This is a genomic window from Thalassobacillus devorans MSP14 (assembly GCF_000496835.1).
Lineage (GTDB): Bacteria > Bacillota > Bacilli > Bacillales > Halobacillaceae > Thalassobacillus > Thalassobacillus devorans_B.
Genome location: NZ_KI543236.1, coordinates 793,135 through 819,599, shown reverse-complemented (window position 1 = coordinate 819,599; position 26,465 = coordinate 793,135). Strand labels below are relative to the sequence as shown.

Annotated in this window: 27 protein-coding genes and 1 riboswitch; of the genes, 9 read left to right on the top strand and 18 right to left on the bottom strand. The window is 44.3% G+C overall.

Annotated features, from left to right (window positions below; translation table 11 throughout):
* Positions 1-220 precede the first annotated feature (220 nt).
* The 7 genes from P855_RS0104990 (at position 221) to P855_RS0104960 (ending at position 5,003) form a co-directional block, all read left to right on the top strand.
* Positions 221-409, top strand: a complete 189-nt coding sequence (locus P855_RS0104990; RefSeq protein ID WP_028782533.1) for a hypothetical protein — start codon at positions 221-223, stop codon at positions 407-409.
* A gap of 94 nt (positions 410-503) precedes the next feature.
* Positions 504-782 (top strand): YrhK family protein, encoded by a 279-nt coding sequence (locus P855_RS0104985; RefSeq protein ID WP_028782532.1) that lies wholly within the window; start codon positions 504-506, stop codon positions 780-782.
* Between the two features lie 124 nt (positions 783-906).
* The gene (locus tag P855_RS0104980) at positions 907-1,635 is read left to right on the top strand and encodes a hypothetical protein (RefSeq protein ID WP_028782531.1); all 729 of its coding nucleotides are present in this window, start codon (positions 907-909) and stop codon (positions 1,633-1,635) included.
* An 18-nt stretch (positions 1,636-1,653) separates the two neighbouring features.
* Entirely contained in the window at positions 1,654-2,391 is a 738-nt protein-coding gene (gene nfsA, locus P855_RS0104975; protein WP_028782530.1) for an oxygen-insensitive NADPH nitroreductase, read from the top strand.
* Between the two features lie 98 nt (positions 2,392-2,489).
* Positions 2,490-3,233, top strand: a complete 744-nt coding sequence (locus P855_RS0104970; RefSeq protein WP_037985641.1) for an NAD-dependent protein deacylase — start codon at positions 2,490-2,492, stop codon at positions 3,231-3,233.
* Positions 3,234-3,304: 71 nt separating this feature from the next.
* Positions 3,305-4,306 carry an aldo/keto reductase gene (locus P855_RS0104965; RefSeq protein WP_028782528.1) on the top strand — a complete coding sequence of 334 codons (1,002 nt, stop codon included), beginning with the start codon at positions 3,305-3,307 and terminating at the stop codon, positions 4,304-4,306.
* 220 nt (positions 4,307-4,526) lie between these two features.
* A complete protein-coding gene (locus P855_RS0104960; RefSeq protein WP_028782527.1) occupies positions 4,527-5,003 on the top strand; it encodes a DUF456 domain-containing protein in 477 nt (158 codons plus the stop codon).
* Between the two features lie 134 nt (positions 5,004-5,137).
* Here P855_RS0104960 and P855_RS0104955 read toward each other — a convergent pair whose 3' ends face one another.
* The 3 genes from P855_RS0104955 to P855_RS0104945 form a co-directional block, all read right to left on the bottom strand.
* Positions 5,138-5,602, bottom strand: coding sequence for a DUF1641 domain-containing protein (locus P855_RS0104955; RefSeq protein ID WP_028782526.1), 465 nt, complete (start codon positions 5,600-5,602; stop codon positions 5,138-5,140).
* The gene (gene fdhF, locus P855_RS0104950) at positions 5,595-8,549 is read right to left on the bottom strand and encodes a formate dehydrogenase subunit alpha (protein ID WP_028782525.1); all 2,955 of its coding nucleotides are present in this window, start codon (positions 8,547-8,549) and stop codon (positions 5,595-5,597) included. The genes P855_RS0104955 and fdhF overlap by 8 nt, the downstream gene beginning before the upstream one ends.
* 87 nt (positions 8,550-8,636) lie before the next feature.
* On the bottom strand, positions 8,637-9,227 hold the full coding sequence (locus P855_RS0104945; protein WP_028782524.1) for a metalloregulator ArsR/SmtB family transcription factor: 591 nt from the start codon (positions 9,225-9,227) through the stop codon (positions 8,637-8,639).
* 135 nt (positions 9,228-9,362) lie between these two features.
* Here P855_RS0104945 and P855_RS0104940 point away from each other — a divergent pair, with 135 nt between their 5' ends.
* Positions 9,363-9,713, top strand: a complete 351-nt coding sequence (locus P855_RS0104940) for a general stress protein (protein WP_028782523.1) — start codon at positions 9,363-9,365, stop codon at positions 9,711-9,713.
* Between the two features lie 307 nt (positions 9,714-10,020).
* On the opposite strand, the gene P855_RS0104935 is transcribed toward P855_RS0104940, so the two are convergent.
* The 6 genes from P855_RS0104935 to P855_RS22700 all read right to left on the bottom strand — a co-directional run bounded on the left by P855_RS0104935 (position 10,021) and on the right by P855_RS22700 (position 16,096).
* Entirely contained in the window at positions 10,021-11,502 is a 1,482-nt protein-coding gene (locus P855_RS0104935) for a phospholipase D family protein (RefSeq protein ID WP_235062612.1), read from the bottom strand.
* The gene (locus tag P855_RS22380) at positions 11,499-11,636 is read right to left on the bottom strand and encodes a hypothetical protein (RefSeq protein WP_200865939.1); all 138 of its coding nucleotides are present in this window, start codon (positions 11,634-11,636) and stop codon (positions 11,499-11,501) included. The genes P855_RS0104935 and P855_RS22380 overlap by 4 nt, the downstream gene beginning before the upstream one ends.
* An 88-nt stretch (positions 11,637-11,724) precedes the next feature.
* On the bottom strand, positions 11,725-12,336 hold the full coding sequence (gene thiT, locus P855_RS20540; RefSeq protein WP_051353095.1) for an energy-coupled thiamine transporter ThiT: 612 nt from the start codon (positions 12,334-12,336) through the stop codon (positions 11,725-11,727).
* An 89-nt stretch (positions 12,337-12,425) separates the two neighbouring features.
* Positions 12,426-12,529: riboswitch (TPP riboswitch) on the bottom strand.
* Between the two features lie 70 nt (positions 12,530-12,599).
* Entirely contained in the window at positions 12,600-14,615 is a 2,016-nt protein-coding gene (locus P855_RS0104920) for a penicillin-binding transpeptidase domain-containing protein (protein WP_028782521.1), read from the bottom strand.
* Between the two features lie 250 nt (positions 14,616-14,865).
* A complete protein-coding gene (locus P855_RS0104915) occupies positions 14,866-15,291 on the bottom strand; it encodes a universal stress protein (RefSeq protein ID WP_028782520.1) in 426 nt (141 codons plus the stop codon).
* A 70-nt stretch (positions 15,292-15,361) separates the two neighbouring features.
* Complete coding sequence (locus P855_RS22700; protein WP_051353093.1) at positions 15,362-16,096, bottom strand: N-acetylmuramoyl-L-alanine amidase family protein; 735 nt, start codon at positions 16,094-16,096, stop codon at positions 15,362-15,364.
* Positions 16,097-16,306: 210 nt separating this feature from the next.
* Here P855_RS22700 and P855_RS0104905 point away from each other — a divergent pair, with 210 nt between their 5' ends.
* A complete protein-coding gene (locus P855_RS0104905) occupies positions 16,307-16,594 on the top strand; it encodes a transporter suffix domain-containing protein (protein ID WP_028782519.1) in 288 nt (95 codons plus the stop codon).
* Positions 16,595-16,898: 304 nt separating this feature from the next.
* Here the strand turns inward: P855_RS0104905 and P855_RS0104900 are convergent, their stop codons facing one another.
* The 9 genes from P855_RS0104900 to P855_RS0104860 all read right to left on the bottom strand — a co-directional run bounded on the left by P855_RS0104900 (position 16,899) and on the right by P855_RS0104860 (position 25,845).
* Positions 16,899-17,624, bottom strand: a complete 726-nt coding sequence (locus tag P855_RS0104900) for a GntR family transcriptional regulator (RefSeq protein ID WP_028782518.1) — start codon at positions 17,622-17,624, stop codon at positions 16,899-16,901.
* The gene (nagB, locus tag P855_RS0104895) at positions 17,614-18,369 is read right to left on the bottom strand and encodes a glucosamine-6-phosphate deaminase (protein ID WP_028782517.1); all 756 of its coding nucleotides are present in this window, start codon (positions 18,367-18,369) and stop codon (positions 17,614-17,616) included. Before nagB ends, P855_RS0104900 begins: the two co-directional genes overlap by 11 nt.
* A gap of 5 nt (positions 18,370-18,374) precedes the next feature.
* Positions 18,375-19,556, bottom strand: coding sequence for an N-acetylglucosamine-6-phosphate deacetylase (gene nagA / locus P855_RS0104890; protein ID WP_028782516.1), 1,182 nt, complete (start codon positions 19,554-19,556; stop codon positions 18,375-18,377).
* Between the two features lie 119 nt (positions 19,557-19,675).
* Complete coding sequence (locus tag P855_RS0104885; protein WP_028782515.1) at positions 19,676-20,431, bottom strand: alpha/beta hydrolase; 756 nt, start codon at positions 20,429-20,431, stop codon at positions 19,676-19,678.
* Between the two features lie 38 nt (positions 20,432-20,469).
* Positions 20,470-21,312, bottom strand: coding sequence for an SDR family oxidoreductase (locus tag P855_RS0104880; protein WP_235062611.1), 843 nt, complete (start codon positions 21,310-21,312; stop codon positions 20,470-20,472).
* 271 nt (positions 21,313-21,583) lie between these two features.
* Entirely contained in the window at positions 21,584-22,510 is a 927-nt protein-coding gene (locus P855_RS0104875) for an LCP family protein (protein WP_037985639.1), read from the bottom strand.
* Between the two features lie 112 nt (positions 22,511-22,622).
* Complete coding sequence (locus P855_RS20530) at positions 22,623-23,987, bottom strand: DUF2254 domain-containing protein (protein ID WP_161628809.1); 1,365 nt, start codon at positions 23,985-23,987, stop codon at positions 22,623-22,625.
* 281 nt (positions 23,988-24,268) lie between these two features.
* Positions 24,269-25,078: a zinc transporter ZupT gene (gene zupT / locus P855_RS0104865; protein ID WP_028782512.1), complete on the bottom strand. Its 810-nt coding sequence runs from the start codon at positions 25,076-25,078 to the stop codon at positions 24,269-24,271.
* Between the two features lie 206 nt (positions 25,079-25,284).
* Positions 25,285-25,845, bottom strand: coding sequence for a GNAT family N-acetyltransferase (locus P855_RS0104860; protein ID WP_028782511.1), 561 nt, complete (start codon positions 25,843-25,845; stop codon positions 25,285-25,287).
* Positions 25,846-26,465: the final 620 nt, after the last annotated feature.

Below are 26,465 nucleotides of genomic sequence, written 5' to 3'. Positions count from 1 at the left end.
CTTCCATAATCCGGCCTTATTGAATAAGTGTCTTATGAACAATTCATACACACGTTTAAAATAGCTTTTAATTTCCTAGTCATTTAGCATCAAGCAGGTTTACAGCCAAGTAACGAATCATCTCAAAACACACCTCGTTTTACCCTTTTATTGTCACAATAGATTACCGCCTGCATATTCCGGGAACATGATTAACATACTAAAGCAAGGAGGGTTGAACATGATTTGGTTAATGTTTTTAGTACCCCTTGCCCTACTCATCGCTATTGCCATCTATATAGAAAAAAGAGGCAACCGAGCCGTCACAGATGCTGATATGTCGATTCAGGATAAAGAAATGCTGACTGAAGAATATCTGGACCGCGGCGCGCAAAGTGAAGTGCACAGTCCCAAAAACAAGAATATATAAAGAAGGAACGCCCTGTATCTGTATCCAGGGCGTTTTTTTTGATGTTAACCAGGGTAAGCAGGTTAAGAGAGCAACTATTTAGGGGGGAACGGATATGAAAAATTCTAAAGAAAACTATACCAAACTGAATATCGGGCAGCATGAACTGTTTTTTGATAAACCGTACGAGCTATTATATATTATTAATCATTTCCTGATGGGAGTGTTCTTTTTTGTCGGCAGTATCTTCTTTTATTTTGATGCTCCCATCAAGCATTGGGGTACTACTTTATTTGTGCTGGGAAGTCTGCAAATGCTAATCAGACCTTCCATCAGCCTGGCGCATAAAATCCATCTGAAGAATGAGCAAAAAAACCACTATGAGAAGGATTAACCCTTTTGAAACCAGCTTCTTTCCTATTATATATAGAAGCTGGTTTTTCTTTTTGGATATTGTTGTAATTCCCAATTGGTAGTGGTAATTTTTAATAGAGAAGAATAATAGAGGAGCTAAAAAAATGAAACACGTGTTATTTTGCATGGTGTTGGGTATGGTGTTGATAGTTGCAAGCTGCTCCCCCGATCAAGGGCAAGCCACGGGGGAAGATAAGGAAGCAGTAAAAGAAAAAGTAAGCCCTGCGGTAGAAGCACAAAAAGGAGAAGACGATGAAGCTCCCAAAAAGTTTCGCGTCCAGTTAGGAGCAGAAACATATACGATCGATTTAAAAGAACATCCGATTTTGCATAATTTTTTAAGTGCTTCATCTGACCCTGAAGAAAAGCTTGCGACAATGACTTTTATTCCAATTACGATGAATGAACATGCTGATAAAGCCCTGATTGAATTCGCCTGTCACGAAACTCGCTGTTCCTACTTATTGATGGACTTCTCTGATGAAGGATCAATCCTGCTGGCCGATTTAGCCAAACTGGAACAGGTGCAAGTATCCCATGACAGCCTGATCGCAATTAAATTCAGCCGCAAAAACCAGCAGGGGGTTACGACACACCATGTGGAAATTGCTGATTTAGAAGCAATTTCTGAAAAGACCTTCTCTATCGATTCATACACATATTCAGGGATAAGCTACGAAGCTTATCAATTTCCAATTGAGAAAATGAAGTGGACCGAGTCCGGTGAATTGACGATTCATATTCCCCAAGTGGAGGATTACGCTTCCTACAATCTCGAAAACTGGAGAGCCAAGGGGTCACCTACTACAGAACTTATACTGACTATCAATTAGCGATAAAGGAGAATCACCATGAATGAAATGATCGAAAACTTATTAAGCCACCGCTCCATACGTAAATTCAAGTCCAAACAACTGAACCAGCAGCAAATTGAAGCGATTATTCACAGTGCACTACACGCATCCACTTCCAGTTACATGATGGCTTACTCCATTATAGGAGTTACGGATGAAAACAAAAAGGAACAGCTGGCGGAGATTACCGGACAAACTTACGTTAAACACAACGGACATTTCCTCCTTTTCTGCGCAGACTTGAACCGGGTGACAGTCAAAGCAGTAAGTGATGAGTACGAAAACATGCTGGATAACCTTGAAAATAGTGAACACTTCCTCGTATCAGCCATCGATGCGGCACTGGCTGCACAAAACGCAGCCATCGCTGCTGAATCTATGGGACTTGGCATCTGTTATATCGGAAGCATCCGCAATAATATTGCTGCAGTGGATGAACTTTTCCATTTGCCAAAGCATGTCATTCCCTTATTCGGCATGGCCATCGGCTACCCTGCCCACCACCCGGAATCTAAACCACGTCTGCCGATCGATGCCGTCTATTTTGAAAATGGCTATCAGGACCATGAAAATGCATTGGATCGTTTCGATGAAAGAATCGGAAAATATTATGCGAAGCGTTCTGAAAACAATCGAAAAGACACGTGGACCGACCAAATGAAGCGTCGTTTCCAGAAGACAATCCGTATGGATGTCACGGATCACGTGAAAAATAAAGGCTTCAATAAAAAATAGTAATCCGTCAGGTCCCTTACTTATATGGGGATCTGTTTTAATTTTCACTGGTACTTATCATATAATACAAGCTACGATGACGTATTCAGGAGGGATCTATGGTGCAGTCACTAAAACAAATCGCAGAAAAATTACAGCAGGCCCAATCCATCGTCGTTTTGACAGGCGCAGGAGTATCTACCGCCAGCGGTATTCCCGACTTCCGCTCCAGCCAGGGATTGTGGACGGAAAATCATGCACGTGAGTATTACATGTCGAATCGATACTTTTACAAAGACCCCGAAGATTTCTGGAGTAAGTATAAAAGCATATTCCGACTGAAGCTGTTGAAAAATTATCAACCGAACCACGTCCATAACTTTTTCAAAAAGCTGGAAGACCATTCCAAAGACATAGCTATCATCACGCAAAATGTGGATGGTCTTCATCAGGTGGCGGGAAGCAGTCGTGTGCTTGAATATCATGGATCTTTGAACCAGGCAACCTGCCCCGCTTGCGGGACCTCCTATCCATTGGATTACGTGATGGCAAATGATATTCCCCGTTGTCAGGAAAGTGGGTGCGGCGATGTCCTAAAGCCGGATGTCGTACTATTCGGCGATATGATTACGGCCCATGATCAAGCGGAAGCGATGATCGACAACGCCGACGTCCTGCTTGTGATGGGCACGTCTTTATTCGTTACTCCATTCAACCTGCTTCCAGAATACGCAGCTTATCTTGGAAAACTGGACACGATCATGATAAATGGCGAACCGACGGACAAAGATTATTTATTCGATCATGTTGTTCACGATGATTTGAGCAAAGCAGTAAAAGAGCTTAACAAGTTAATGGAATAGAGCTGCTACGATTAAAGTGCTCCTATAACGGGAAGAGCGTTAGAGAGACTTGCAGTATGGGAGTGATAAGTTTGGATAGAATTCAAATCAGCAACACAGACATGAAAGCAAGCCGGATTGGTCTAGGAACATGGGCGATCGGCGGCTGGATGTGGGGTGGCACGGATGAAAAGGAATCCATCCGTACCATTCATACCGCACTTGATAAAGGCGTGAATTTAATTGACACAGCACCGGTCTATGGTTTCGGCAGATCCGAAGAAATCATCGGGAAAGCTGTGAAGGAACATGGAAATAGAGATGACATCATTCTTGCTACCAAGGTGGGCTTAGACTGGAAAGATGAACAGCCGTTCCGTAATGGGAGCAAGGAACGGATCCATCAGGAAATCGATGATTCGTTGCGGCGACTACAGACGGATTACATCGATATTTACCAGGTCCACTGGCCGGATCCCGTATCTCCGATTGACGAAACAGCCGAAGCGTTGAATTATCTTTATAAACAGGGAAAAATCAGGGCGATCGGCGTCAGCAACTTCACACCGGAACAAATGGATTATTTCCGTGAGGCCGCACCACTGCACACATTGCAGCCGCCATACAATCTATTTGAACGGGAGGCGGAAAATGACCTCCTCCCTTACGTGCAGGAAAACCATATGTCTTCCTTATTATATGGTTCATTATGTCGCGGCTTATTGTCCGGTAAAATGACGAAAGACCGTAATTTTGAGGGCGATGACTTACGAAAAGAAGATCCAAAGTTTCAGTCCCCACGTTTTGAACAGTACTTGTCTGCAGTGGACGAGCTCGATAAATTAGCGCAGGATCGCTTTGGGAAACGTGTGCTCCATTTAGCATTGAAGTGGGTGATCGAGCAGCCGGGCGCCAATATTGCTTTGATGGGCGTTCGTCGTCCCGACCAGATGGATCCAATTGATGAACTGGATTTTGAAATCGACAACGAAAGCATGCATGATATGGACGAGATACTGATGCGGCATATCAAAGACCCAGTGGGCCCTGAATTCATGGCTCCACCTGACAGACAGCAATTGGGTCTCAAATAATGAAAGAGGTCCGGTAAACAACCGGGCCTCTTTCATATTTCTACTCTTACCTGTGTGGAAAGATCATGGCATCAAAAAGAAAGAAAATTTGAGATAACGACTAAATAATTTGCTGGCGCATCGATATATAACCTGTGCGCCAGTTTCTATTATCGTGTAGGATAGAAATTAACAACAGCATTCTTGTTATTTACCCTTAGTAGGTATAGGAGGCAGTGCAATGGAGTTTATTTTATGGACAATAATCATCGTGTTATTTTTATTAAGCTTTGCCAGCCTTATCTTTCCCATCATCCCAGGAACAGTGGCGCTGTGGGCAGGATTTTTGATTTATCAGTTTTTCATAGCCAGTGATGGACTCTCTTTCTTCTTTTGGGCAGCCATGGCGATCTTAACCCTGCTGTTGATTGTGTCAGACATTATTGCCAACAGCTTTTTTGTCAAAAAGTATGGCGGTACCAAATGGGGAGAAAGGTCAGCTGCGGTCGGTGTCATCGTCGGTTCCTTTATCATTCCTCCGTTCGGGCTCATCATCGTTCCGTTTCTTGCGGTATTAGTAGTGGAACTGTTGCAACAGCGGTCTCCAAAAGAATCCATACGTGCCAGCATCGGCTCGTTGCTCGGGTTTCTCAGTGGTTCCGTTGCCAAAATTGTAATCCAGTTGATTATGATTATCTGGTTCTTCATTGCGATATAAGAAAAGCGTAAGCGCCCTGAGAGAGACACGACACGCATAAGCAAAACGACTGGAGGAAGGGGACCTTTCCTTCCGCAAGACGGATTGCTTTATATAAAAAATCCAGCACCGGAACAGGTGCTGGATTTTTTTCGCTATTCCCTTCCCATACCTTTTAAAAATTGCATCAGCATTGTCACGCTCCGGTTGATTTCCGGGTCTTTCAAAGCTTTGGCAAGATCCATAAAACCGGTTTTGGATTCGGGTTCTTTTTCTGTTTCTTCCATCCCGCGATTGATGCGGTCGGATAAATTTCTGATCGCATCGACATCGAGATCACCAAGGAGAAATAAGAAACCGGTAAGATTTTCGATTACTCCGGAGTACTGGGCTTTATTCAGCTCCGTTGCTAATTTCCCCATCGCTTCTTTCCGGTGATTCGTTAAGGCGTACATCGCTTGCAGCATGTCGGCATCATCAAGAGATTTAAGGAGCTTGATTCCTTCAAGGATGGCATGTTTATTTTCAGATAATGCTTCTTTAATCTCTTCGACATCTTTCTCTACTTGTACTTCCTTCGGTACTTCCATCCGCTTGATTTTTGTCAATGATTTAGCCATTGTTCTTCACCTTACTTCCCGGGAATTCATAGTCATCTCGCTGCCATTTTCTTTCCACCTGAACACTGAGTTGTGGCTGGCGGTTGCCTCGACGATGATTATTCGGCGGAATTGGTGATTTTTCTCCTTTTTTCGTGACAACTTCCATTTTTGCCGCGATTTCTTTATATGCGGGCGTGTCGGTGTCTTTATCGACACGGTTATCTGTCAGGAAGTTGACAGCAGATTTTCCGTTGGCACTCATAGGAATGTATAATTCTTTTCCTTTGACTCGGTCTGTAATCGTGACGATTCCTGTCGCTTCCCCTGCATCCGAAATCAGCTTGATTTCTGCTCCTTCTTTCAAGCCTCTTTCCTCTGCGAGTTCCGGGGAAATTTCAACAAAAGCATTCGGTGTTTTACGAACGATGCCCTCAGATTTATAGGTCATATTCCCTTCATGGAAATGCTCCAATAGACGACCGTTATTAATATGGAGATCGTATTCTTCCGTAACATCATATTTCAGGTCGAAGTCCACCGGATAGAGTTTCGCTTTTCCGTTATCAAAATTGAATCCTTCCTGATAGAGGAGAGGTTCATCCGTACCATCTTCATGAACAGGCCACTGGAGGGAGTTGAAGCCTTCCAGTTTTTCATAGCTGACACCGGCAAATAACGGAGCCAGGCTGGCAGATTCGGCCATGATTTCTCCTGGATGGGTGTATCCCCAGTCATAGCCAAGTTCTTTAGCGATAAGCTGGATGATTTCCCAATCCGGCTTTGTATCATACATAGGTTCCATCGCTTTATAAAGTCGCTGAATTCGACGTTCTGTATTCGTGAATGTTCCGTCTTTTTCAAGACTTGCCACTGCCGGCAGGACCACATCAGCGTATTCAGCCGTTTTGGTAAGGAAGAGATCCTCCACTACCATGAACTCCAATTTTTCAAACGCAGAAGTGACATAGTTGATATTGGCGTCTACGATACCAGTATCTTCCCCTTTGACGTAGAAAGATTTCAACTTGCCTTCATGCATCGCTTTGATCTGCTCGTGGTTATCCATCCCCACTTCTTTCGGCAAATCTACGCCCCATGCTTTTTCGTAGCGCTTACGGACGTCATCGTCGGTAACAAATTCATAGCCCGGGAAATAATTTGGCATGCTTCCGAAGTCACTGCAGCCCTGGACATTATTGTGCCCGCGTAGTGGATAAGCCCCTGTGCCCGGACGACGGTAGTTTCCTGTAACCAACAACAGATTGGAAATGGCTGTACTGGTATCACTGCCGAGCATATGCTGTGTGACACCCATCGCCCAGCAGATAGCTACTTTATCCGTTTCGGCAATTTCTTTTGCCAAATCCTTCAGCTCTTCCTGAGAGATGCCAGTCATCTCTTCTGCGTATTCTAATGTGTATTTTTCCAGGCTTTCCTGGTATTCTTCAAAACCATCCACCCATTCGTCTAGAAAACTCTTGTCTTCCCAGCCCTGATCAAGGATATATTTGGTGACTGCGGATAGCCATACCATATCAGTACCCGATTTTGGCTGATAAAAACGGTCGGCACGGGAAGCCATTTCGTGCTTACGCAGGTCAAATACAAATAACTTCTGCCCGTGCAGCTTATGGGAACGTTTAATCCTGGAAGCTAATACCGGATGGGATTCTGCCGTATTCGATCCAATGGTCATAACCAGGTTCGCTTTTGCGATATCATCAATGGATCCGGAGTCGCCCCCATGGCCGACGGTGCGGAACAGCCCTTTCGTCGCTGGTGATTGGCAATACCTGGAGCAGTTATCCACGTTGTTTGTTCCAATTACCTGGCGGGAAAGCTTCTGCATTAAATAAGACTCTTCGTTTGTTGCTTTGGAAGAAGCAATGAAACCTAAGGCATCCGGACCGTGTTCCGCCTTAATTTCCTTAAAACGTTCAGCCACATAATGGATAGCTTCATCCCATTCCACTTCTTCAAAGTGATCTCCACGGCGGATCAATGGCTTTCTCAGGCGTTTTTCACTGTTGACATAGTCCCAGCCGAATCTCCCTTTCACGCAGGTGGCGATTCCATTGGCAGGGGACTGTGCGTGAGGCTCAACCTTCAATACTTCACGATCCTTCGTCCACACATCAAAACTGCACCCGACACCACAATACGTACAAACCGTTTTCGTTTTCTTGATACGGTCTTCCCTCATGGCAGCTTCCGTATCGGAAACAGCAAGCAATGGACCGTAGCCGGATTCCGCTTTCTTCGTCAGATCGATCATGGAACGAAGGAGTCCTGGTTCCTGATCGGTCAGGTATCCTGCTTCCCCTTCCATATCTTTTTCCAAAAGCGCATTACAAGGACAAGCGGTTACACAAAGGCCGCAATTGACGCAGGAAGATTGGTCGATCGGGACATCATTATCCCAGATGACACGCGGTTCTTTTCGCTCCCAGTCTATCGTCAACGTTTCATTGACGACCACATCCTGACAGGCTTCCACACAGCGTCCGCAAAGAATACACTGGTTCGGATCATAACGGTAAAAAGACCCGGATCTATCCGTTTCATAGGAAGTTGGCTTGAACTCGCGGGATTGATGCTCCAAGCCGAAGTCTGCGACCGCATTATGTATTTCACAGTCGCCATTGTTGTAATCACAGACCGTACAATATAGTTCGTGTTTTTCCAGGATTGTATCCAATGCTTCTTTCTGGGCATCGTGTACTTCTGCAAGGTTGGTCATGACACGCATTCCCGCTTCGACTTTCATGCCACAGGCACGTTTCAGTTCCCCATTCACCTGGACGATACAAGTATCACAGGTTTCAATCGGGCCAAGCGATTCGTTATAACATATTTGAGGGATATTTTCTCCCGTCGAATTGACCAGATCCAATAGATTCTGCCCTGGATCCGCTAAGTATTCTTTTCCGTTGATGGTAACCACGGTATGGTCACGCTCTAGCATACTATCTTCCCCCTATTATAGTAATGAGATGCAGGTTAGATTATTCGCATTATATAAACTAGTAACCTGTTTAGGGGGAGATAAAACCTATTTTTCGATAACAATCGGCCAAATTTCTTTTGGATTCAGCTGATATCGATTGTTTTCCCGATACATGAAATGCTGCATCACCCATTCTCTGCGTACCGTGGCAAAGTCTTCATGAAAGGTTTTGATATACGCATTAACCTCTTTTTCCTCGTATACTTTCCCCGGTTCAAAATGCTGGACAAAGTAACTGAGAATAACGAGCTTCTTTTTCAATTGACTCGGAATCTGCTTTAATTCCCCTTCTTTCGTCACAAAATTTTTGATTATTTTTTGCTTTTCTTCCTCGGTCATTTGCATTTCCTGATTTTTCACAAGATTCTCCTCCCCAATTCGTAATATGGCCGTCGCCATGAATTCCAATTTTTTCTCATCAAGATGAAAGTAAATCGTATTTTTTTCTCTTCTTGCATAAACCATGCCGGTGTCTTTCAGTTTTGCGATATGATGGGTGATCGTCGGCGGCTTCAGCCCAAGTTTATTCGCAATCTCCTGTCCGTGGAGCGGACCCTTTTTCAATAATGCCAGGATTCTAATCCTTGTCACATCCCCTGTCGCTTTATGAAATTGCACCATTTTATCTAATTGCATGTTTTCACCACCTAATTAAATATATGTCTAATTAGATGATAATCTAATAACAAATACGTGTCAATGCTTTAAATGTTTGCATAGTCCGCTTAAGGGTTATAAAGACCATGAATATCCTTTAAAGGAGTGTGTAGAATGAAACCATTTATTCGTGAATATACCAACGATGAAAAAGTAATTGAAGATGTGAAAAAATTAAAAGATCGCGGGATTGATAGTGACAACGTCTATGTATTGACCCACGATGACGATCGCACGGATCGGCTGGCCAGCAATGCCAGCGCGAACACCATCGGATTTTCCGAGCAGGATTTCAAGAATGCAATCGGAAATCTGTTCAGTAAAAAAGGGGACGAGCTGCGTACGAAATTACAGGAAATGGGCTTTAGCGAAGAGGAAGCCGATCGTTATGAAGAAGAAATGGATCAAGGGAGAGTACTGCTGCTGGTAACTGAGACCGAAGATGTCAAGTCAATTTTAGCCTAAAAAGATGAAAGAGTGTGAAGCCGTCTGTTATGGCTCACACTCTTTCTTTGTTTCTATGACTCGATTTTTAAGTGTCTAGTAAAAGCAATGTTTGTCTAGTTAATTATTGATTTTGTCTAGTATTTTTTCAAAAATGTCTAGTAAAATCTGAAAATTGTCTAGTAACTTTCCAATATTGTCTAGTTACAGCTATAGTTGTCTAGTTTAAAAGCTTTTGTCCAGTAAAATAGCTGAACCCTGGCGCTCAGCCATTATTCAGACTTGTTCACACCGCACACGACATTCAAGCATGGATAATTAAGCGCGCTTAATAGGTGGTAAACCAGATCAGCTTCTGCAGACGGTAAGTCAGGCTGAGTAAGAAGGTCAATTCACTTTCGTTTTCCTGATAGGCGACGGTATACGCGCCGCCCTGGTTGGTCCACATTTTTTCAAAATAATCCCTTACTTCCTGAATTACTTGCTCCTTTTGCGGTGCCTGGATTCTTACATCTGCTTCGAGATTCAAATTAGCCAGGTTACGTCTTGTGTAATTAGCTGAGCCGCCGGTAATTACGTGGTCTCCTTTTGCTTTATCGATATAAAGCATTTTGGTATGGAACTGTTCTTCACCGACGTTATACCAGCGTATATTCATATTTGGATGATCAAGCTTTCTCAATTCTGCCGCAACCGGAATATTCGGCAGCCCTGACTTTGTATTACCAAAAGCTGTTTTATTCGGGTCGAGAATAATATTTACCGTCGCCCCTTGATCTGCCGCTTCTTTTAACCGGCCCAGTATTTTCCGATCCGCCAGGTAGTACATACCAAGCCAGACGGTATCATTTTTTTCAGCATTTTCTAAGTCTGCTAAAATTGCTTCGTAGATTTTACGTTCGGTAAGAAACTGGGCATTGATGCTGCCGGTTTGTTTCTCAAACTGATAATTTTCCATATCAGGGAAATCGACTTCCTCTTCTGCGGAATAGTCGACGACCGCTTTTTCTGCTTCCAGTATGTCTTTTTGTATTGGCCCTTTCATCCTGAACGCTACATTTTCATGATAACCGCTGGCATCATGAGGGTTAGCCGTAGATACAATAGCTGCATCTTCTGTTACGATCAGCTTACGGTGATTCGCTTTGATATTCATCATTTTCACATAAGAACGGAAGGTGACATCCGGAGCCTGTTTTGCCATGGGATTGGCTATCCAGCCATCTCCTTTCTCCCCGAACCATTGGAAAAAGGTCCGGTAAACCGATGAATACAGCGGATTGGAGTCTCGCAATTCACTCAGGCTGGTCATCACGACGTCAACCTCATTCGCACGCAGGCGCTCAATCGCTTCCGGCTGGTAGGAGTTATAGACTGTATTCACCTGGTCGGTAATAAATACCGCTTTCAGGTCAGGATGTTTTTCTTTCTGCTTGATGATAGCGTCGGCAAGCTCTTTTGATATCGGAGGAAACTCTCTTTTTCCATCCGTATACCCGTTGAATAAGAACATATCAACGACAACAAACTCTTCCGCTTCTCCGATCAGCTCATTGATTTCCCGGAATATTTCAAGTTCATGGACGGTCTTTCCGTTTTCGTCCGGATAGGTTAAATCACGAAAAAATTCCACTTGTGCCATGTCATGTACATTGCCCTGATAAGACAATCCTTCGGGTAATGCCTTGTATGAAGTATGATAGAATATCACTCCTGCCAGCCATAGCACCACCGCTATGAATAGCCAGCTTCGTTTTTTCTTAAGTAAGTATTTCATTCTCATTTTGATACCTGCGAATTTGTTTTTCACTTATCCTGATCCTCTGCATTTTCATAACAGTCATTACAGTACAATTGTTTGTTTTCATAATAACCATTCAAAAATCCGTCCTCACAATATACATTCTTCCCGCACTTACTGCAGTTACCTACTAATTCTCTCATGTTTCCTGCCCCCCTTTTCTCCATGATACTATATTCCACTCTGACAAAAAGAAAAACCTTGCCGGAAGAAATTGGCAAGGTTGATGAGTCAGTTCAATTGTTCCTTGGGTCTTGCTGCAGCCCGGTAGGAAGCCTGTTCCTGATCGTTCAGAAGAATCCGCGGCTGCTTGTGGAATAAATATCCCAGGCCGAGCGCACTGATAATTGCTGCTGGTACCATATAAGAAGCATTATAGACTAACGAGTACACCCATATATTTTCTGCATCGGTATATTCGGCAAAAAATACGACACCAGCTATGAAGTGTCCAATGAACCGGAGTGTACTTCCAAGCAAGATACCGAGCGTCACATACGTGAAAAACTTCTTCGTATTATGATTGATCAGCGACTGTTTGACAGTGTGGGCAAAAATGCCGGCTAATCCTAACAGCGTGAACGCCAGCCCGTATTCAATAACCGCCTGCACCGGAGTCAGAATATAAGCCTGTCCGACGACGATCTGGAAAATTCCGTAAAGCAATCCGGTCAGCAGTCCGCCTTTTATTCCCCAGCGGAAGGCAATCAGAAAGACGGGCACCATTGCAAGCGACACCGAACCGCCCTGCGGCATTTTGAAAATCGGGATGAAATCCAGCAGTGTCGCAAGTGCTGCAAAAATCGCCACTTCTACCATAAATAACGTACGTTTGTTTCTCATGAATCAATCACTCCCCTTGTTTTTTGGCAACAAAAAAAGCAATGCCAAGGGGGAAGCTTCCAGATGGACGGATTCCGTTTGCATTGCACCATCATAAAAGCCACCATTCCTACGCTAGTATTAACTAACAGGTTCGAAGGGTAAGGACATGAGCGCCCACTCTCAGCCAAATTCGGCTCCCCTTGGAAGGCTTTGAATCTATGCTTTTTTTGTACTGCATCTATTATAAAAAACTATCACAAATTTGGCAACAAGTGAGCGTTCTATTCCATATTCCGGAATAATCCAGCAGCCTGCTTGACGACGTCCCCGCTATTGGCGTTTTCTTTCATCATTGCAAGTAATATATCCGTATTTTCGGTTGGATAAACGACAAACCAGCCGTTTTCTTTTCCTTCCTCATCTTTCGTGCTCTTCAGTTCAGCAGTTCCTGTCTTACCGGATAATGCCATCCCTTCAATGTTGGCAGCTCGTGCGGTGCCCGCTTTATGAGCGACAACCTGACGCAGCGCATTTTTGATGACATCGTTGTATTGTGGGTCGGTTACGCCCTCTTTCCAAATTTCCCGAGGGTTTTCACCTTTAACAATTGTTGGCTTCAATAGGTCGCCTTCATTGAAAAATGGCGTGTAAGCAGTCGCAAGATGGATCAATGACATTTGCATTTGTCCCTGTCCATAAGCCGTATTTGCCATCAGCAAGTCATCGGAAAACGTATCCTCATTGGAAATCTGTGAGTTATATACCGGATACTTAATCGGAATCTCCTGGTTGAAACCAAACGATTCCAGGCCGGCACGGAATGTTTCCTGTTCCATTTTCAAAGCTGTTCTGGCAAAGAAAATATTATCGGAGCGAATCAGTGCATTGGTGACATCGACAGGTCCATTGAACTCTGTAACCCGGCTGATTTCATAATTACCCCACGAGCCATCTTCTTTTGCCCACGTTTTTCCATTGATATTGATTGTTTCTTCTGGTCCAATGGCGCCATTGGTCAATGCGATTGCCGCTGTAATCGGTTTGATGGTGGAGCCTGGAGCATAGGTATACATAGAACGGTTCAAGCTGGGCTGTCCTGTATCATCAAGCTCTTTGGTCGTACCATACACCCGCAGGTTAGGATCGATAGCTGGAGAACTGACCAGGGCCAGTGTTTCGCCAGTAGTCGGATGGATGGCCGCCGCAGCACCTGGTTTTCCTTCATAAGATTGATAGATTTTCTTCTGGAGCTCAGCGTCGACCGTAAGGTGCACATCCTCCCCATGTTCTACCGGTTTTTCAGCGATGGTAGTGGTTCCTTCTTCCGATTTTGCATAAATGGTGACACCAGGGGACCCACTTAAAGTATCTTCCATCTTTCCTTCTATTCCGCCTTGGCCAATCATACTATTAGCATGATATTTTTCGTCATCCAATTCTTCTAAATCCTCTGCGGTCACCTGGCGGATATAACCAGTCAGATGGGCGGCCGCTTCTCCATAAGGATAGTCCCGTCCGGTGGTTGCCTGGGTAGAGACTGGTTCCATGGCAACCAGCTTTTCTATCCTTTCCGTTTCATCTGCCGGTATCTTTTTCAGTGGTACAAATTGATCCGGATTTTCCTGCACCCAGCCGGCACTCAGCTTTTCATCAATATCTTCTACAGCAATATCCAGGAGTTCAGAAATCTTCTGCTTCATCTCTGCTTCCTCTTCCCCAAGCTTTTCAGGGATCACACCAATATTCAGAAACTCAGCATTAATGGCCAGACCGTTGCCATTGCGATCATAGATTTCGCCTCTAACGGGAGACTTGGTGGAAAGCCCTACCTCCTGGCCTTCAGCTATCTCAGGGAAAATGAACCCAGGATTCCAGTTGACATACCAGTTCTCTTTCGTTTCCCCGTCTTTTTCCCGCTCTTCTTTCGTCAACGTCGCCTCATAATCAAATTCGATATCACCTGCTACCGATGTCATCGAAACATGAAAAGGAATGGTTTCTTCTGTCTTATCCTTATTCTCTTCCTCTTCTTCCTCTTTCTTCTCAAAGGTGACTTTTACATTTTCAATAGAAAAATCCTGATAGATTTTTTTAAATCGGTCAACCGCTTCTTCTTTTGTATAATGTTCCTTAGAGGACGCAGCAGTCATGTCGTACATTGCTTCAAACTTCTGATTCTGCCATAAATCTATGTATTTGGTAAAACGTTCTTCCGCCGTTGGCTCATCTTTATTACTGCATGCCGCAGTGATAAACATAAGTGCTATGATCATCAGGACACCTGGTAATTTCCTCATAATATCCTCCTTTTGGAAAGTTATTAGCTCTTTTATCTTATCATATCTGCATCTGATTCTGGAATCAGCCGATTGGAATTTTTACCGAGTCCATTTTCCAATTTCCCCTAAAAACTTTCTGCGCATGACGGAAAGTGATTTCCTGCTCTAGTCGTATTCCAGTCTGCGATAAAATATGCTCCCACTGTTTATATGGATGAAATAGAAAAAACCTTCCTTGTATGCCAAGGAAGGCGGTTGATTGTTTTTATTAAGGAACGACGGTGACTGGCACATCAGCGGTATGCAGGACACTATAACTGATGCTTCCTAACACAGAACCCTTCACCCGCCCAAGACCACGGGAACCCATGATGATGCCTTTCACTTTTTCCTTTCGTGCCAGACGGCAAATCTCATCGCTGGCAACTCCGGTCAGCAACACTTTCTCTACTGTTACATCACTTTGGGATAATAACGGTTCGGCAGCCAGGAATGCTTCGTCCGCCATTTCCTGCTGATATTCTTTGATTTGCTCTTTCGTAATGAACCGGCGAATATTATGCGTGTCATATTCAGGCTGTACATGCACAAGTAAAATTCCATTGTCAGTCTCTTTCGCATGCTCGATCGCATATGCCAATGCACGCAATGAATGATCGGAACCGTCTACCGGTACTAAATAGTTTTGCTTCAACAAACCCAGCCCCTTTCCACTTTCTCTCTCCATACTATCCGTTTACACTTCTATTATACCATGAAAATATTCACCGCCCGTCTACTACTGTGACATATTCAGGGCTGGCGGTAATGTAATATATCGCCCCTTTGCTGTTTTTCACGCGGTATTGATAACCCGCCTCCACTTTCACCTTTGCTGTAATTACCGGGAAGCCAAAGCCTTTTTTCACGGTGCCCGCAACATCGCTATCCTTCCAGGAGGGGTGCGTGTAAAATCGTAAGAATCCAGGATGGATCGACTCCACCCGCTTTCCAAGATAGGAACTTCCCCTCGGGACGGGACTATCTGCTCCGATTTTCTCTATTAATTCGTCCCATACTGGTAAAAGTGGCCGCGGGCAATTCTTGCCGCTCCATTTTTTATGAGGGACGATTCGACGCAACGGAATTCCGTGACGCTTCTGTAACTTGCGAATCAGCAGAATTGCCATCTTTACCGCTTCTTCTAAATCACCGTCTACATTCTCGCATATTTCCACACCGATCGAATTTCGATTTCCCGCTCCATTGCCGTCACCTGCATGCCAGGCACTTTCATGGTCAGGCAGATGCTGGATAATTAAACTATCATCCACCGTATAATGCCAGCTGACCATCCGGCTTCCGTCCAGGTTCAGCATGTACCTGCCGTGCATCAGGGCATTGGCACCCCGCGAACGGTTTCCTGTTGTATGGATGGTTATGTAATCTGGCCTCATGGCATACCCAGGACGGCAGGGATGATTTTCCGGCAGGATCATTGGATTGATATTAAGTGACATTGGCACTCCCTCCTTACCACTATAATCGAACCCGGTGGCAGAAAAAGTGCCGCTAATACATTCGATTGTTGAAGAATTGAAATTGAGATATACTTTACCGTAAGTGTGAAATACGTTTTGCTTACGAACGTTCGTCTTAAGAAAGGTATTAAATAGTCGATCACCAATACCTAATTTTGAACATTTGTGTTGTTATTTGGGGGTGCAATCATGCAAAAAAACTCACCATTGCAAAAGCCATGGACTTATAAGGCAGGAATGTTTCTTATTATTTCTTCTATTCTCATATGGGTGATTTCCCCTGTTTTAATCCCTTTTTTACCACTTACTAATGGAGTGAAGGCTATAAGTATAACAACCAGCCTGATTATAGGTGAGGTGATTTTTTGGATAGGTGCTTTGATGGCGGGAAAAGAAGTAGCAAATAACATTAGAAAATCATTTAACCCAAAAAATTGGAGGAAAAAATTTGTTCATAAGGAACAAGACAGAGAATAGTCTATAGGAATTTTGATCACCTCCTTGGTTTGGCAAATAGACAATTTTTGATTTTATTTATTGATAGTAATTTGGGAGTCAACTTATTTCCTTTTTCACTCAATCTGTCCCCCTAATTGCTTAACTCCGATACGTTTAAAGAAACACTCCAAATTCACATTAACATATTATTCCAATACGGTTCTCCAGAAATCATACAACTGGTCATTCGTCATGACAAGGAGTGGTTACTATTTCTAAAAAAACTAAGCGGGCTAAAATCCATAGGATTCAGCACGCTTAGTTTTTTCTGCGTACATAATCGTTAATTCCGAGTGATCTCTGCCAAAAACTTATACCGGTCGGCGCGATATGCCGACTGGACCAGTTCGAACGGCGTATTTTCGGTAGTGAATGTCAGACGTTCGATGCCAAGCAGAGCAGCATGCAACGGAATAGCCAGCGCTTCTGCCTCTGCTTCGTCTGCCAGGGAAGCTTCAATCGCTTGTTCGGCTCGGCCGATGGTAAGTCCGAGTTCTGATTCGACATAGGCATAAAACGATTGTTGGATATTCGCCTGCGTTAATCCCGGCATCAATGCATAAGGAATGAAGGTCGTTTCCAAAGCCATGGGGACTTCATCGGCAAGGCGGACACGTTTGACTTCAAATACCCGTTCACCCACTTCAATTTGAAGTTTCGCTGCAAGATTGGACCCTGCCTCCTTCACATCGAAACTCAACAGTTTATTGCCCGGCTTCAACCCTCTTCGTTTCATGTCTTCCGTAAAACTGGTCAATCCGGTCAACGGCTGTTCCATCTTGGTTTCAGCAATGAACGTCCCTTTGCCTTTTTCCCGGTACAGCAGTCCTTCCTGCACCAGGTTATTGACCGCCTGGCGTACCGTCATCCGGCTGACATCATAGGTCTCGGTCAGCGCCCGCTCAGAAGGGATTGCTTCGCCAGGTAAATATTCCAGCCTGGCGATGCGTTGCCGGATATCTTCCTCTATTTGATAATACATAGGGAGAGGAGACTGTTTATTCAGCATGGCTTCTACTCCTTCCCTGCACGACACCCTGATAGGCGCTTTCGTCGACAATCAATGTCACATCGGGGTGATTCTTCAGCGCAGAAGCCGGAAATGCTTCGTCTATATCCCCTTCAAGCAAACGTTGGATTGCTGGTGCTTTATCCTCCCCGGATGCAAGCAGGATAATCTGTTTACTTTTTAAAATGGAGCGGATACCCATCGTGATGGAATGGGTCGGTACATCTTCAGGTGTCGGGAAAAAGCGAGCATTTGCTTTTCTCGTTGATTCCGTCAACGTAACGACATGCGTAGTTGAATCAAATGAGGTACCGGGTTCATTGAAACCGATATGACCATTTATGCCAATGCCTAACACTTGTAAATCAGGCGGACCAATTTCATCGTTCAATCCTTCATAGCGCTGGCATTCATGATTAATATTTTCAGCATTCCCATTGGGCAAATGGGTATTGGAGGCATCGATATCGATATGATCAAACAACTTCTCCCGCATGAAATAATGATAGCTTTGCGGGTGGTCTTCTTCTAAACCGACGTATTCATCCAAATTCAGGGTGCATGCCTGACGGTAACTTACTTTTCCTTCCTTATATCCTTTGACCAGCTCTTCATAGGTAGCCAGAGGCGTGCCACCCGTAGCTAACCCAAGTACGGCCCCTGGATTTTCAACTATTTTACTTTCAATGAAATGGGCTGCCGCACAGCTCATTTCATGGTAGTCTTCTTTTATAATCACTTTCACTGCCATCAGCCCTCCCGTTCATATGCGACATATCCATTACAGATTGTCATGGCTACATCTAAATCCTCATCCAGTATTACAAGGTCAGCATCTTTCCCGGTGCTGATGCTTCCTTTCCGGTCAAAAAAACCAAGCTCTCTCGCGGCGTTTTCCGATGTGAGACGAGTGATATCCAGCCATGACGGTGCTACGATTTCCTTCATATTGGCTACCGCCTGTTTTAAGGTCAGAATACTGCCAGCCAGCGTTCCGTCCTCAAGACGAGCTTCATTATTTATTACCGACACTTGTTGCCCGGCAAGGTCATAATCCCCTTCCGGAAGACATTTCGCGCGCATCGCATCGGTGATCAGTATCATCCGTTCCGGTCCTTTCGACTGGTAGGCAAGCCGCACTGCATCCCTGTGGGTATGGACAAGATCGACGATAATTTCTGTGGTCAATTCCTTGTGCAAAAGTGCCGCACCAAGTGCCCCTGGCTCACGGTGATGGAGTCCTCGCATCTGGTTGTAAAGATGGGTGACATGGGATGCCCCATGCTCCACGGCTTCCGTCACTTCCTGGTAAGTTGCATTCGTGTGTCCGATTGAAGCGACAACACCTGAATCATGTAAATGCCTGATCAGCTGCAGTGCCCCTGGTTCCTCCGGTGCGGTCGTAACCAGACGGATGTATCCTCTGCTTTCCTGCTGCCACTGATCGAACAGTGAGATATCAGGGGCAATAATATGCTCGAGCGGTTGTGCGCCTGCTTTATCTTTCGAGATGAATGGACCTTCCAGATGAATGCCGATGACTTCAGCGCCTGATCCTGCGGGCTGCTTTTTGATATACCCGGCCGCATTTTTCAAAGCTTTGGAAATCTCCTGGTGCGACTGGGTCATCGTCGTGGCAAGAAAACTCGTGGTCCCTTCCTGTGGCAATACTTCTGCAATACCTGCCAATGCTTCCGGCGTAGCATCCATGGTGTCATGACCGGCTGCTCCATGGATATGGACGTCAATGAAACCAGGAAGTACGGTCCACTTCTTACCTTCCCCATCAATTACGACATCCGCCTTTCGGTCAGAAATGTCTCCCTCGGAAACGGTTGAAATTTTTCCATTCTCTATCCAAAGGGAACCGGTTATTTCTTGTTTATTCTCTACAATGATTTGGATATTTTTTATCAACAATGTATGGGCCATACTGTTCCCTCCTTCGGTGTGACTGCTAGCTCTATTATAAAGGGTGCGTATATAGTTGTCTATACCAGTAAACAAATTAATTTAAAGTTCTGGGCTTAGTATCACCGAAGGAAAGAATGTTATTTCGTCATCGTATACTGTTGAAAAAATTCCAGACTCCTTTCAATGATCAAGTCAAAATCATTATCCAATGTGGCGACATGATAACTGTTTTCCAAATGGACAAGCTCGGTATGCTCGGAAAAAACCGTATCAAAGATATACTGTGCATTATCCGGCGGTACGACATGGTCTTCATCAGACACAAAAATCAAAGCTGGACAGTGGACATCGGCCAAATCAGCCCTGACCCCGTGCAGCAAATCAAGCAATTGAATGACAGAAGCATAAGGAACTTTATCATAAGCAAGCTCTTTAACTCCTTCTTTTTGAATATCAGAATGAATCGATTCCAAAAATCTTGATTGATTCTCTTCTTCCCGCAACGCTTCCATCTGCTGCATTTCAATGGCTGCATTAATCAGGACGATCCCTTTGAGGTCGTCATGATGTTCAGCAAGGTGTAAAGCCAGTGTCCCACCCATGGAAAGCCCGACCACGAACTGGAAACTGGACCGTTTTTTCAGCCAGTCAAATGCTTCTTCTACAGACGCTACCCAATCCTTGTAAGAGGTTTTTTCCATATCTTCATAATGTGTACCGTGACCGGACAATCTCGGCATTGCGACGGTAAATCCCGACTTGGCATATGTTTCTGCAAGCGGGCGCATACTTTGAGGCGAACCTGTAAACCCATGTACAACAAGAATTCCCAAATCGTTACCTTCCTCATAAAAGGCTTCCGCTCCCGGAAGCACAGGATAGTTCTCTTCCATCTTATTTTCCTCCTCTACTTCTCCTGTATTTTCAAACTTTATCTGGATAGCTGTCGTATTACGAGTCTTTCCCATACCTTCCAAGGGAGGATACGTTTGACAGCTATCGTGGTACGCACGCCTTTACCAATCGGATAGCGCACCTTCTTCCAACGTGAGCGACCCGCAAGTTCGCTCGTTAATGCGGCTACAAGCGCAGGGTCAGCCATTTTTTTCCGGCTTGCTTCCATGTAACCTTTAATATTTTTCATATAATCCGCGTATGGGGAGTCCGGGTGACTTGCTTCTTCTGGTATGTATGTCCCTTTCGTCCAAATGTTCGTGCGGAATGATCCCGGCTGAATGACTGCTGCGTCAAACCCATACGGTTGTAATTCCAGACGGAGACTTTCCGTAAAACCTTCCACTGCGTGCTTGGAAGCAACATATGGAGATAGACCCGGAAATGCTACCTGTCCACTGATACTGCTTACGTTAAGCACTTTTCCAAAACCTTGCTTCCGCATGATAGGAAGTACCATCTGGGTAACGGCAATCATTCCGTAAAAGTTGGTTTCAAATTGCTTTCGATAGGCCTCCACCGGCACTTCTTCCGCAAACCCACCGACTGCAACCCCCGCATTATTGATTAAAACGTCGACACGATCAATTGTCGTCAGACTTACTTCGAAGGAACGGAGGGAATTCTGATCGGTCACATCCAGCTGCCTGGGAATGATACGGTCACGTACGAGAGGATCCTCGATTTCCTCCTCGAAACGATTGGCAAACTTCATATTACGCATCGTTGCTATCACCCGGAATCCTTTTTCTGCACACTTGATCGCTGTCAGGTATCCAAACCCATTCGATGCCCCTGTAATCATTACCGTTTTTGTCATGGCAGACTCCTTTCTAACCGCTTTTTTCCATAGTACCACGCCATCATACCGTGTAAACCCCTGAAGATCAGGGAGCAAACAATGATTATCTCATTGCTATGCCGCTTACAGCTTGACCAAACAATTAGAAAAAAATCGGCTTGTCGCCAAGTATTTATGGCGAAAGCCTAAGTGTTTCTTATACTTTAACCCTTTTATAAATTTAAAATTTTCTTAACGTATAAAAAAACTGTCGATCGTGTCGACAGTTTTTCTGGTTGATAGGTCCTTGCTATAATTCCTGTTTAGAGATCATACGATTCACTTTCGCTATCTCTTCCGGGGACACCTGCAAATAATAGATATCATTGACATAGCTGTCTTTTCCTTCTATTTGATACATATTGATGTCTTCCAGCCCACTCCGATAATGAACGGCCAGCGTCCTTAACTCATCTAACGTAAGATTCGTCTCCATATGCTCAGCCAGAACATTGAAAATCCCATCCAAATTAGCTACTGCATGTAAACTCATTCCCTGGGCCATCAGCCCCTCTACTACCTCGCGCTGCCTGTGGTTCCTCCCGATATCCCCCTTCGGATCCTGATCACGCATCCTTACATAAGCCAGCGCCTGTTCCCCTGAAAGTCTCTGGGGGCCTTTCGGGTAGTCGAAACCCCCTTGTACAAACGGGAACTCATTGATTACTTGCACACCGCCGACCGCATCGACCATTTGTTTAAGACCAGCCATGTTCATCGTAGCGTAATAATCAAGCTCGATATCCAGCAGCTCTTCCACTGTATTTATTGTCATGTCCACGCCGCCGAATGTATAGGAATGATTGATTTTATCATAGCTTCCATGCCCGGGAATCCAAGCCATCGTATCCCGTGGAATACTGATTAAATGCATTTTTTCTTGTTTAGGGTCGATATTCATGACAATGATCGTGTCCGGTCTTCCTGCATCTGCTTCCCGTTCATCGATTCCCAATAAAAGAAAATTCAAAGGTTTGTCTAACTTCATCTTATGCTTGCTTTCCTGGCTGTCAATAGCGGTAACAGGCTCGAATAATTCACCGGAAACAGTATGATGCACTTTTTGATAAATCATTAATAAATAAGCACTCATCCCGCCGACAATTATAAGTATCGATAACCCTGCAACAATGAGCCATTTACGTTTTCGGTTCAAGTCTTTCCACTGTTGTTTCATGATCGCACCACCCTTACCGCATTTTATGCTGGCAAGGCACCTGGTATGTCCAGGCATGTGAGAAGGGAATGTTTCATGAAAGGTAAAAATAAAAACTTTTCTTCTGAACGGCTTAAAATGACGAAGGCTCCTCGGCGGCACTCTTCGAACTGACTCGCTGCAGCATATATTCCAGAAGGAAAAGATAATCGTTTTGATTTCCTGTGTTTTTCGCAAGCTCAGATAATTGTTCTAAAATAAACAAGCAGTCATTTTCATACAGGCTGTAATTATCAAACCCTAAAATAGTCTGGCGGGAAAATTCCCATAGATCCTGATGGACCTCCTTATCCATCGTTTTACTCAGCATGGATACCATCGTGATCAGCTCGGTGATGACTGTCGAGTTCTGATTGGCATACTCACGAATGGATGCAAACCCCTTATGGAGGTAATAGCGAAAATCTTTTTGATTTAAAATAACACGAAGCTCCTGTTCCTCGTCATATAAGAAGGAAGAGAGATTCGTAGACTGGCCGATGCTTTTCAGTAAATCAGCAATCTGGTGAATCGTATTCGTAACCGTAAGCGGGTCATTGTGACCGAACGCCTTGATGGCTACTTCGGCAAGCTTGATCAGTCCATATTCCAGGTCCTGGATTTCCGTTTGTTTGACTCCGATCTCCATAGACTTGGAATAGCGCTCAGGATTAATCGTCGTTTGACCGTTGTCCCAATAAGTAATCAGCGGCGTTCCTTCTACCAAAAAATCTCCAATCCTGACCTCGAACCTCAGGAGAATATCATCCCGGCTCGCCTGTTTAACCAATCTGGAAAAATCAGCGACCTGAAGATATCCAGATTGATCGGCTGTTATCACCTTTCCATCAGAATCAGGGGGAAGAGAGTCCTTCTCCACCTCCTTATCAAGCTGGTAAGGTTTCAACTCTTTTTCCAGGGAAGCCTGTACCGATTTTGATTTGGCATTCATATTAAAACTGATATTATGAACCTGCATCCAGGTGGTTGTATGATTGATAAAATAAATAAAGGTCACTGCAGCTGTAATTGCGGTCAGAATCGATAAGACCGGTGTCGCCACAATAAACTCTTCTTCTTCATGGGTAACGTATAAGAAGTTTAAAAGTACATAAATGAAACTGCCGTTGAAAATACCAAGCACATGCTGGGTCGCCCTGTCACTGACGAAGTTGACAAGCATCTTGGAAGAAAACTGGCCGCTGAACGTTGTCAATGCGACGAGTAAAGAGTTGATGGTAAAAGCACTCAGCGTAAGCACCCCTCCCACGAGTGCACTTAAGAGCACCTGCAAGGTCTGTCCGCTGAACCCGATCGCGGCTGGCAGATATAAACTGACATCCACAACATAATCCAGATAAAAGGTAAATGCGGATAAACCGACCGCACCTACGATATACCAGAACGGCATGAACCAGAGTGTTGATTTTAATTCACTTTTTCGCTGCCGTCTCGACATTTTAAAATATTTCTTAATATAGTAAAAGAACCCCATTTTGACCACCATTCTATTCCTGAAAGTTTTTAAATACTTCTTATTCCTACCCTGGAAAGGGGGAAATTAACCTGAATTTCAGAGGTTCCTTCAAAAATAGGGAAAATGGTGACAAATCTCCTCCAATTACATTGAAAGGCGCATTTCTTGCAGATCGGTAAAAAAATAGTTCAATTCAGGATACAAATTGCACATTTGTACTCCTAAACTGAACTACTTCTTCTATCTTGCACGAATTCTTATAGTCAGATGAATAATAATAGACTGAGTGCCATGACCATCATACCGCTTATGATACCGTATATCGATAAATGAGCTTCATCATACTTTTTTGAAGCTGGCAGCAATTCATCAAGCGAGATGAAAACCATGATGCCTGCCACACCTGCGAAAATAACACCGAACATCACATCATTCAAAAACGGCATCAGGATCAAATATGCCACAAATGCACCAATCGGCTCGGATAAACCGGAAAGAAAAGAGAGCTTGAATGACTTTTTCCTGTCCCCGGTAGCAAAATAAATCGGCACAGATACAGCGATACCTTCAGGAATATTATGAATGGCAATAGCAACAGCAATAGCGATACCAAGGCTCGGATCCTGCATGGCTGAAGTGAATGTAGCAATCCCCTCGGGAAAGTTATGGATAGCGATCGCTAACGCTGCAAAAGTACCCATTTTCAATAGTGCAGGGTCATTCACACCATTTGTTGTTTTCTCCATATCTTCTACTTTTTTGACCTCGTGTGGATTGGTCTTTTTAGGTATGAACTTATCGATCAAGGCGATGAACAGCATCCCTCCGAAAAATGAACCGACCGTCACCCAGTTGCCGCTTTCAACCCCCATCGCACTTACCAGTGAGTCTTTTGCTTTGAAGAAAATTTCGACCATAGAAACATAGATCATCACGCCTGCCGAAAAGCCGAGTGCAAAGGATAGAAAACGGGTATTGGTGCTTTTCGTAAAGAATGCCAGCACACTACCGATGCCTGTGGCCAGACCGGCCATCAAAGTTAAACTGAATGCTAATAATAAATCTGAACCCAAATTTCCAGTCTCCTTTCAACCTTGCTAAGGTAATCATACGTTATGTTTTTACCTTGTGCAACTTTTTTTGTTTAAGTAACAATATATTCGCTAACGAAAAACCCCCTTGCCACAATATTATGTAGCAAGGGGGCAGCATGTGCCTATTTTTTACTTTAAGAATGTTTAACTTTGTTAAAGGGTTAAAGTGTAAGAAAAAGATATTATCATCGAATTTTAGCATAGATACATGTATGGCGCAGACCCTCTCCGGTGACAGAGGTATCATCATTTCGCAAAACACCTTCCAAATCAAAACCCAGACGTTCCGGAATTACCCTGCTTGCCTTATTTTCTGTATCACAGCGAATCTCGACACGTCCTGCTTTCAATTCATTAAAAGCAAACGCAGTAATTCCTTCCACCGCCTCGCTCATATAACCTTTTCCGGCGTACCTGGTATCGATCCAGTATCCGATTTCAAACTTTGGTACCTTCCAATTTATGCGATGAAGGCCAGAGGAGCCGATGAAAGCACCGGACTCCTTCAAAAAGATATGCAAGCGCAAGTCTTCGCGAGTTAAAAATTTAGCATGTGATTCCCGCACATTCGCTTCTGTTTCTTCCAGTGTGCCCCTCTGTTGTGCAAAAGGCATCCATGCTTTCAGCTCTTCGTGGGAAGCTTCCTTCGCTTCATGGACCGCCTTCCCATCCCCTGGCAGCGGCATACGTATCTGAAGCCGCTCTGTTTCAAAAGCTGAAGGAAAATCGATTAAAACGGGATTCATCCTGCATCACCATCCTCTGTATATTCGCTATGATGACTGATTAGAAAGTTGAGCAATATCTTATCATAAGGATGAAAATATTTCACTATCTTTCTTAATAATTGCACTGTATTTTTTCACTTCAGCATTCAACAATAGGGCCGGATTGTGGAAGACTTGATTTCGAGATGTTTGTTAGAGTTTAGGGGCGTTGGGGAAGGATTCGCTTTCCGCGGGGAAGCCGGCAAGCCTCCTCGAGCTAAAGCTCTGCGGGGTCTTGCCAGTCTATCCTTTCCCGCAGGAGTCTCAACCTTCCCCCATGCCCCTTGCCAATATAAAGCACTCGAAATCGTGCTTGTACTTTCTGTGTTATAAACACGCTATTCCTGATAAAGTTTCGAGACACAAATAAAAGTATGGCGGCGGGGAAAACGGTGAGACTCCTGTGGGATGAACATGAGCGGTGAGATCCCGCAAGGCGAAGCCTGAGGAAGCTCACCACATGCCACGGAAAGCGAGTGATTTCCCGGCCCTCCAGAGATTATCTACCGTCACGGAAACAGTTTCTCTCGAAACTGAGTCTTCCATTAAAGGGAGCTTATCTGTAACAGAGCTTATAAAAAAAGCCGGAAGCTGGCTTT

Coding starts and splice junctions, on each gene's coding strand:
- P855_RS0104990 (WP_028782533.1), top strand. CDS start 221: ATGATTTGGTTAATGTTTTTAGTACCCCTTGCCCTACTCATCGCTATT.
- P855_RS0104985 (WP_028782532.1), top strand. CDS start 504: ATGAAAAATTCTAAAGAAAACTATACCAAACTGAATATCGGGCAGCAT.
- P855_RS0104980 (WP_028782531.1), top strand. CDS start 907: ATGAAACACGTGTTATTTTGCATGGTGTTGGGTATGGTGTTGATAGTT.
- nfsA (WP_028782530.1), top strand. CDS start 1,654: ATGAATGAAATGATCGAAAACTTATTAAGCCACCGCTCCATACGTAAA.
- P855_RS0104970 (WP_037985641.1), top strand. CDS start 2,490: ATGGTGCAGTCACTAAAACAAATCGCAGAAAAATTACAGCAGGCCCAA.
- P855_RS0104960 (WP_028782527.1), top strand. CDS start 4,527: ATGGAGTTTATTTTATGGACAATAATCATCGTGTTATTTTTATTAAGC.
- P855_RS0104955 (WP_028782526.1), bottom strand. CDS start 5,602: ATGGCTAAATCATTGACAAAAATCAAGCGGATGGAAGTACCGAAGGAA.
- fdhF (WP_028782525.1), bottom strand. CDS start 8,549: ATGCTAGAGCGTGACCATACCGTGGTTACCATCAACGGAAAAGAATAC.
- P855_RS0104945 (WP_028782524.1), bottom strand. CDS start 9,227: ATGCAATTAGATAAAATGGTGCAATTTCATAAAGCGACAGGGGATGTG.
- P855_RS0104940 (WP_028782523.1), top strand. CDS start 9,363: ATGAAACCATTTATTCGTGAATATACCAACGATGAAAAAGTAATTGAA.
- P855_RS22380 (WP_200865939.1), bottom strand. CDS start 11,636: ATGAGAGAATTAGTAGGTAACTGCAGTAAGTGCGGGAAGAATGTATAT.
- thiT (WP_051353095.1), bottom strand. CDS start 12,336: ATGAGAAACAAACGTACGTTATTTATGGTAGAAGTGGCGATTTTTGCA.
- P855_RS0104920 (WP_028782521.1), bottom strand. CDS start 14,615: ATGAGGAAATTACCAGGTGTCCTGATGATCATAGCACTTATGTTTATC.
- P855_RS22700 (WP_051353093.1), bottom strand. CDS start 16,096: ATGTCACTTAATATCAATCCAATGATCCTGCCGGAAAATCATCCCTGC.
- P855_RS0104905 (WP_028782519.1), top strand. CDS start 16,307: ATGCAAAAAAACTCACCATTGCAAAAGCCATGGACTTATAAGGCAGGA.
- P855_RS0104900 (WP_028782518.1), bottom strand. CDS start 17,624: ATGCTGAATAAACAGTCTCCTCTCCCTATGTATTATCAAATAGAGGAA.
- nagA (WP_028782516.1), bottom strand. CDS start 19,556: ATGGCCCATACATTGTTGATAAAAAATATCCAAATCATTGTAGAGAAT.
- P855_RS0104885 (WP_028782515.1), bottom strand. CDS start 20,431: ATGGAAGAGAACTATCCTGTGCTTCCGGGAGCGGAAGCCTTTTATGAG.
- P855_RS0104880 (WP_235062611.1), bottom strand. CDS start 21,312: ATGACAAAAACGGTAATGATTACAGGGGCATCGAATGGGTTTGGATAC.
- P855_RS0104875 (WP_037985639.1), bottom strand. CDS start 22,510: ATGAAACAACAGTGGAAAGACTTGAACCGAAAACGTAAATGGCTCATT.
- P855_RS20530 (WP_161628809.1), bottom strand. CDS start 23,987: ATGTCGAGACGGCAGCGAAAAAGTGAATTAAAATCAACACTCTGGTTC.
- P855_RS0104860 (WP_028782511.1), bottom strand. CDS start 25,845: ATGAATCCCGTTTTAATCGATTTTCCTTCAGCTTTTGAAACAGAGCGG.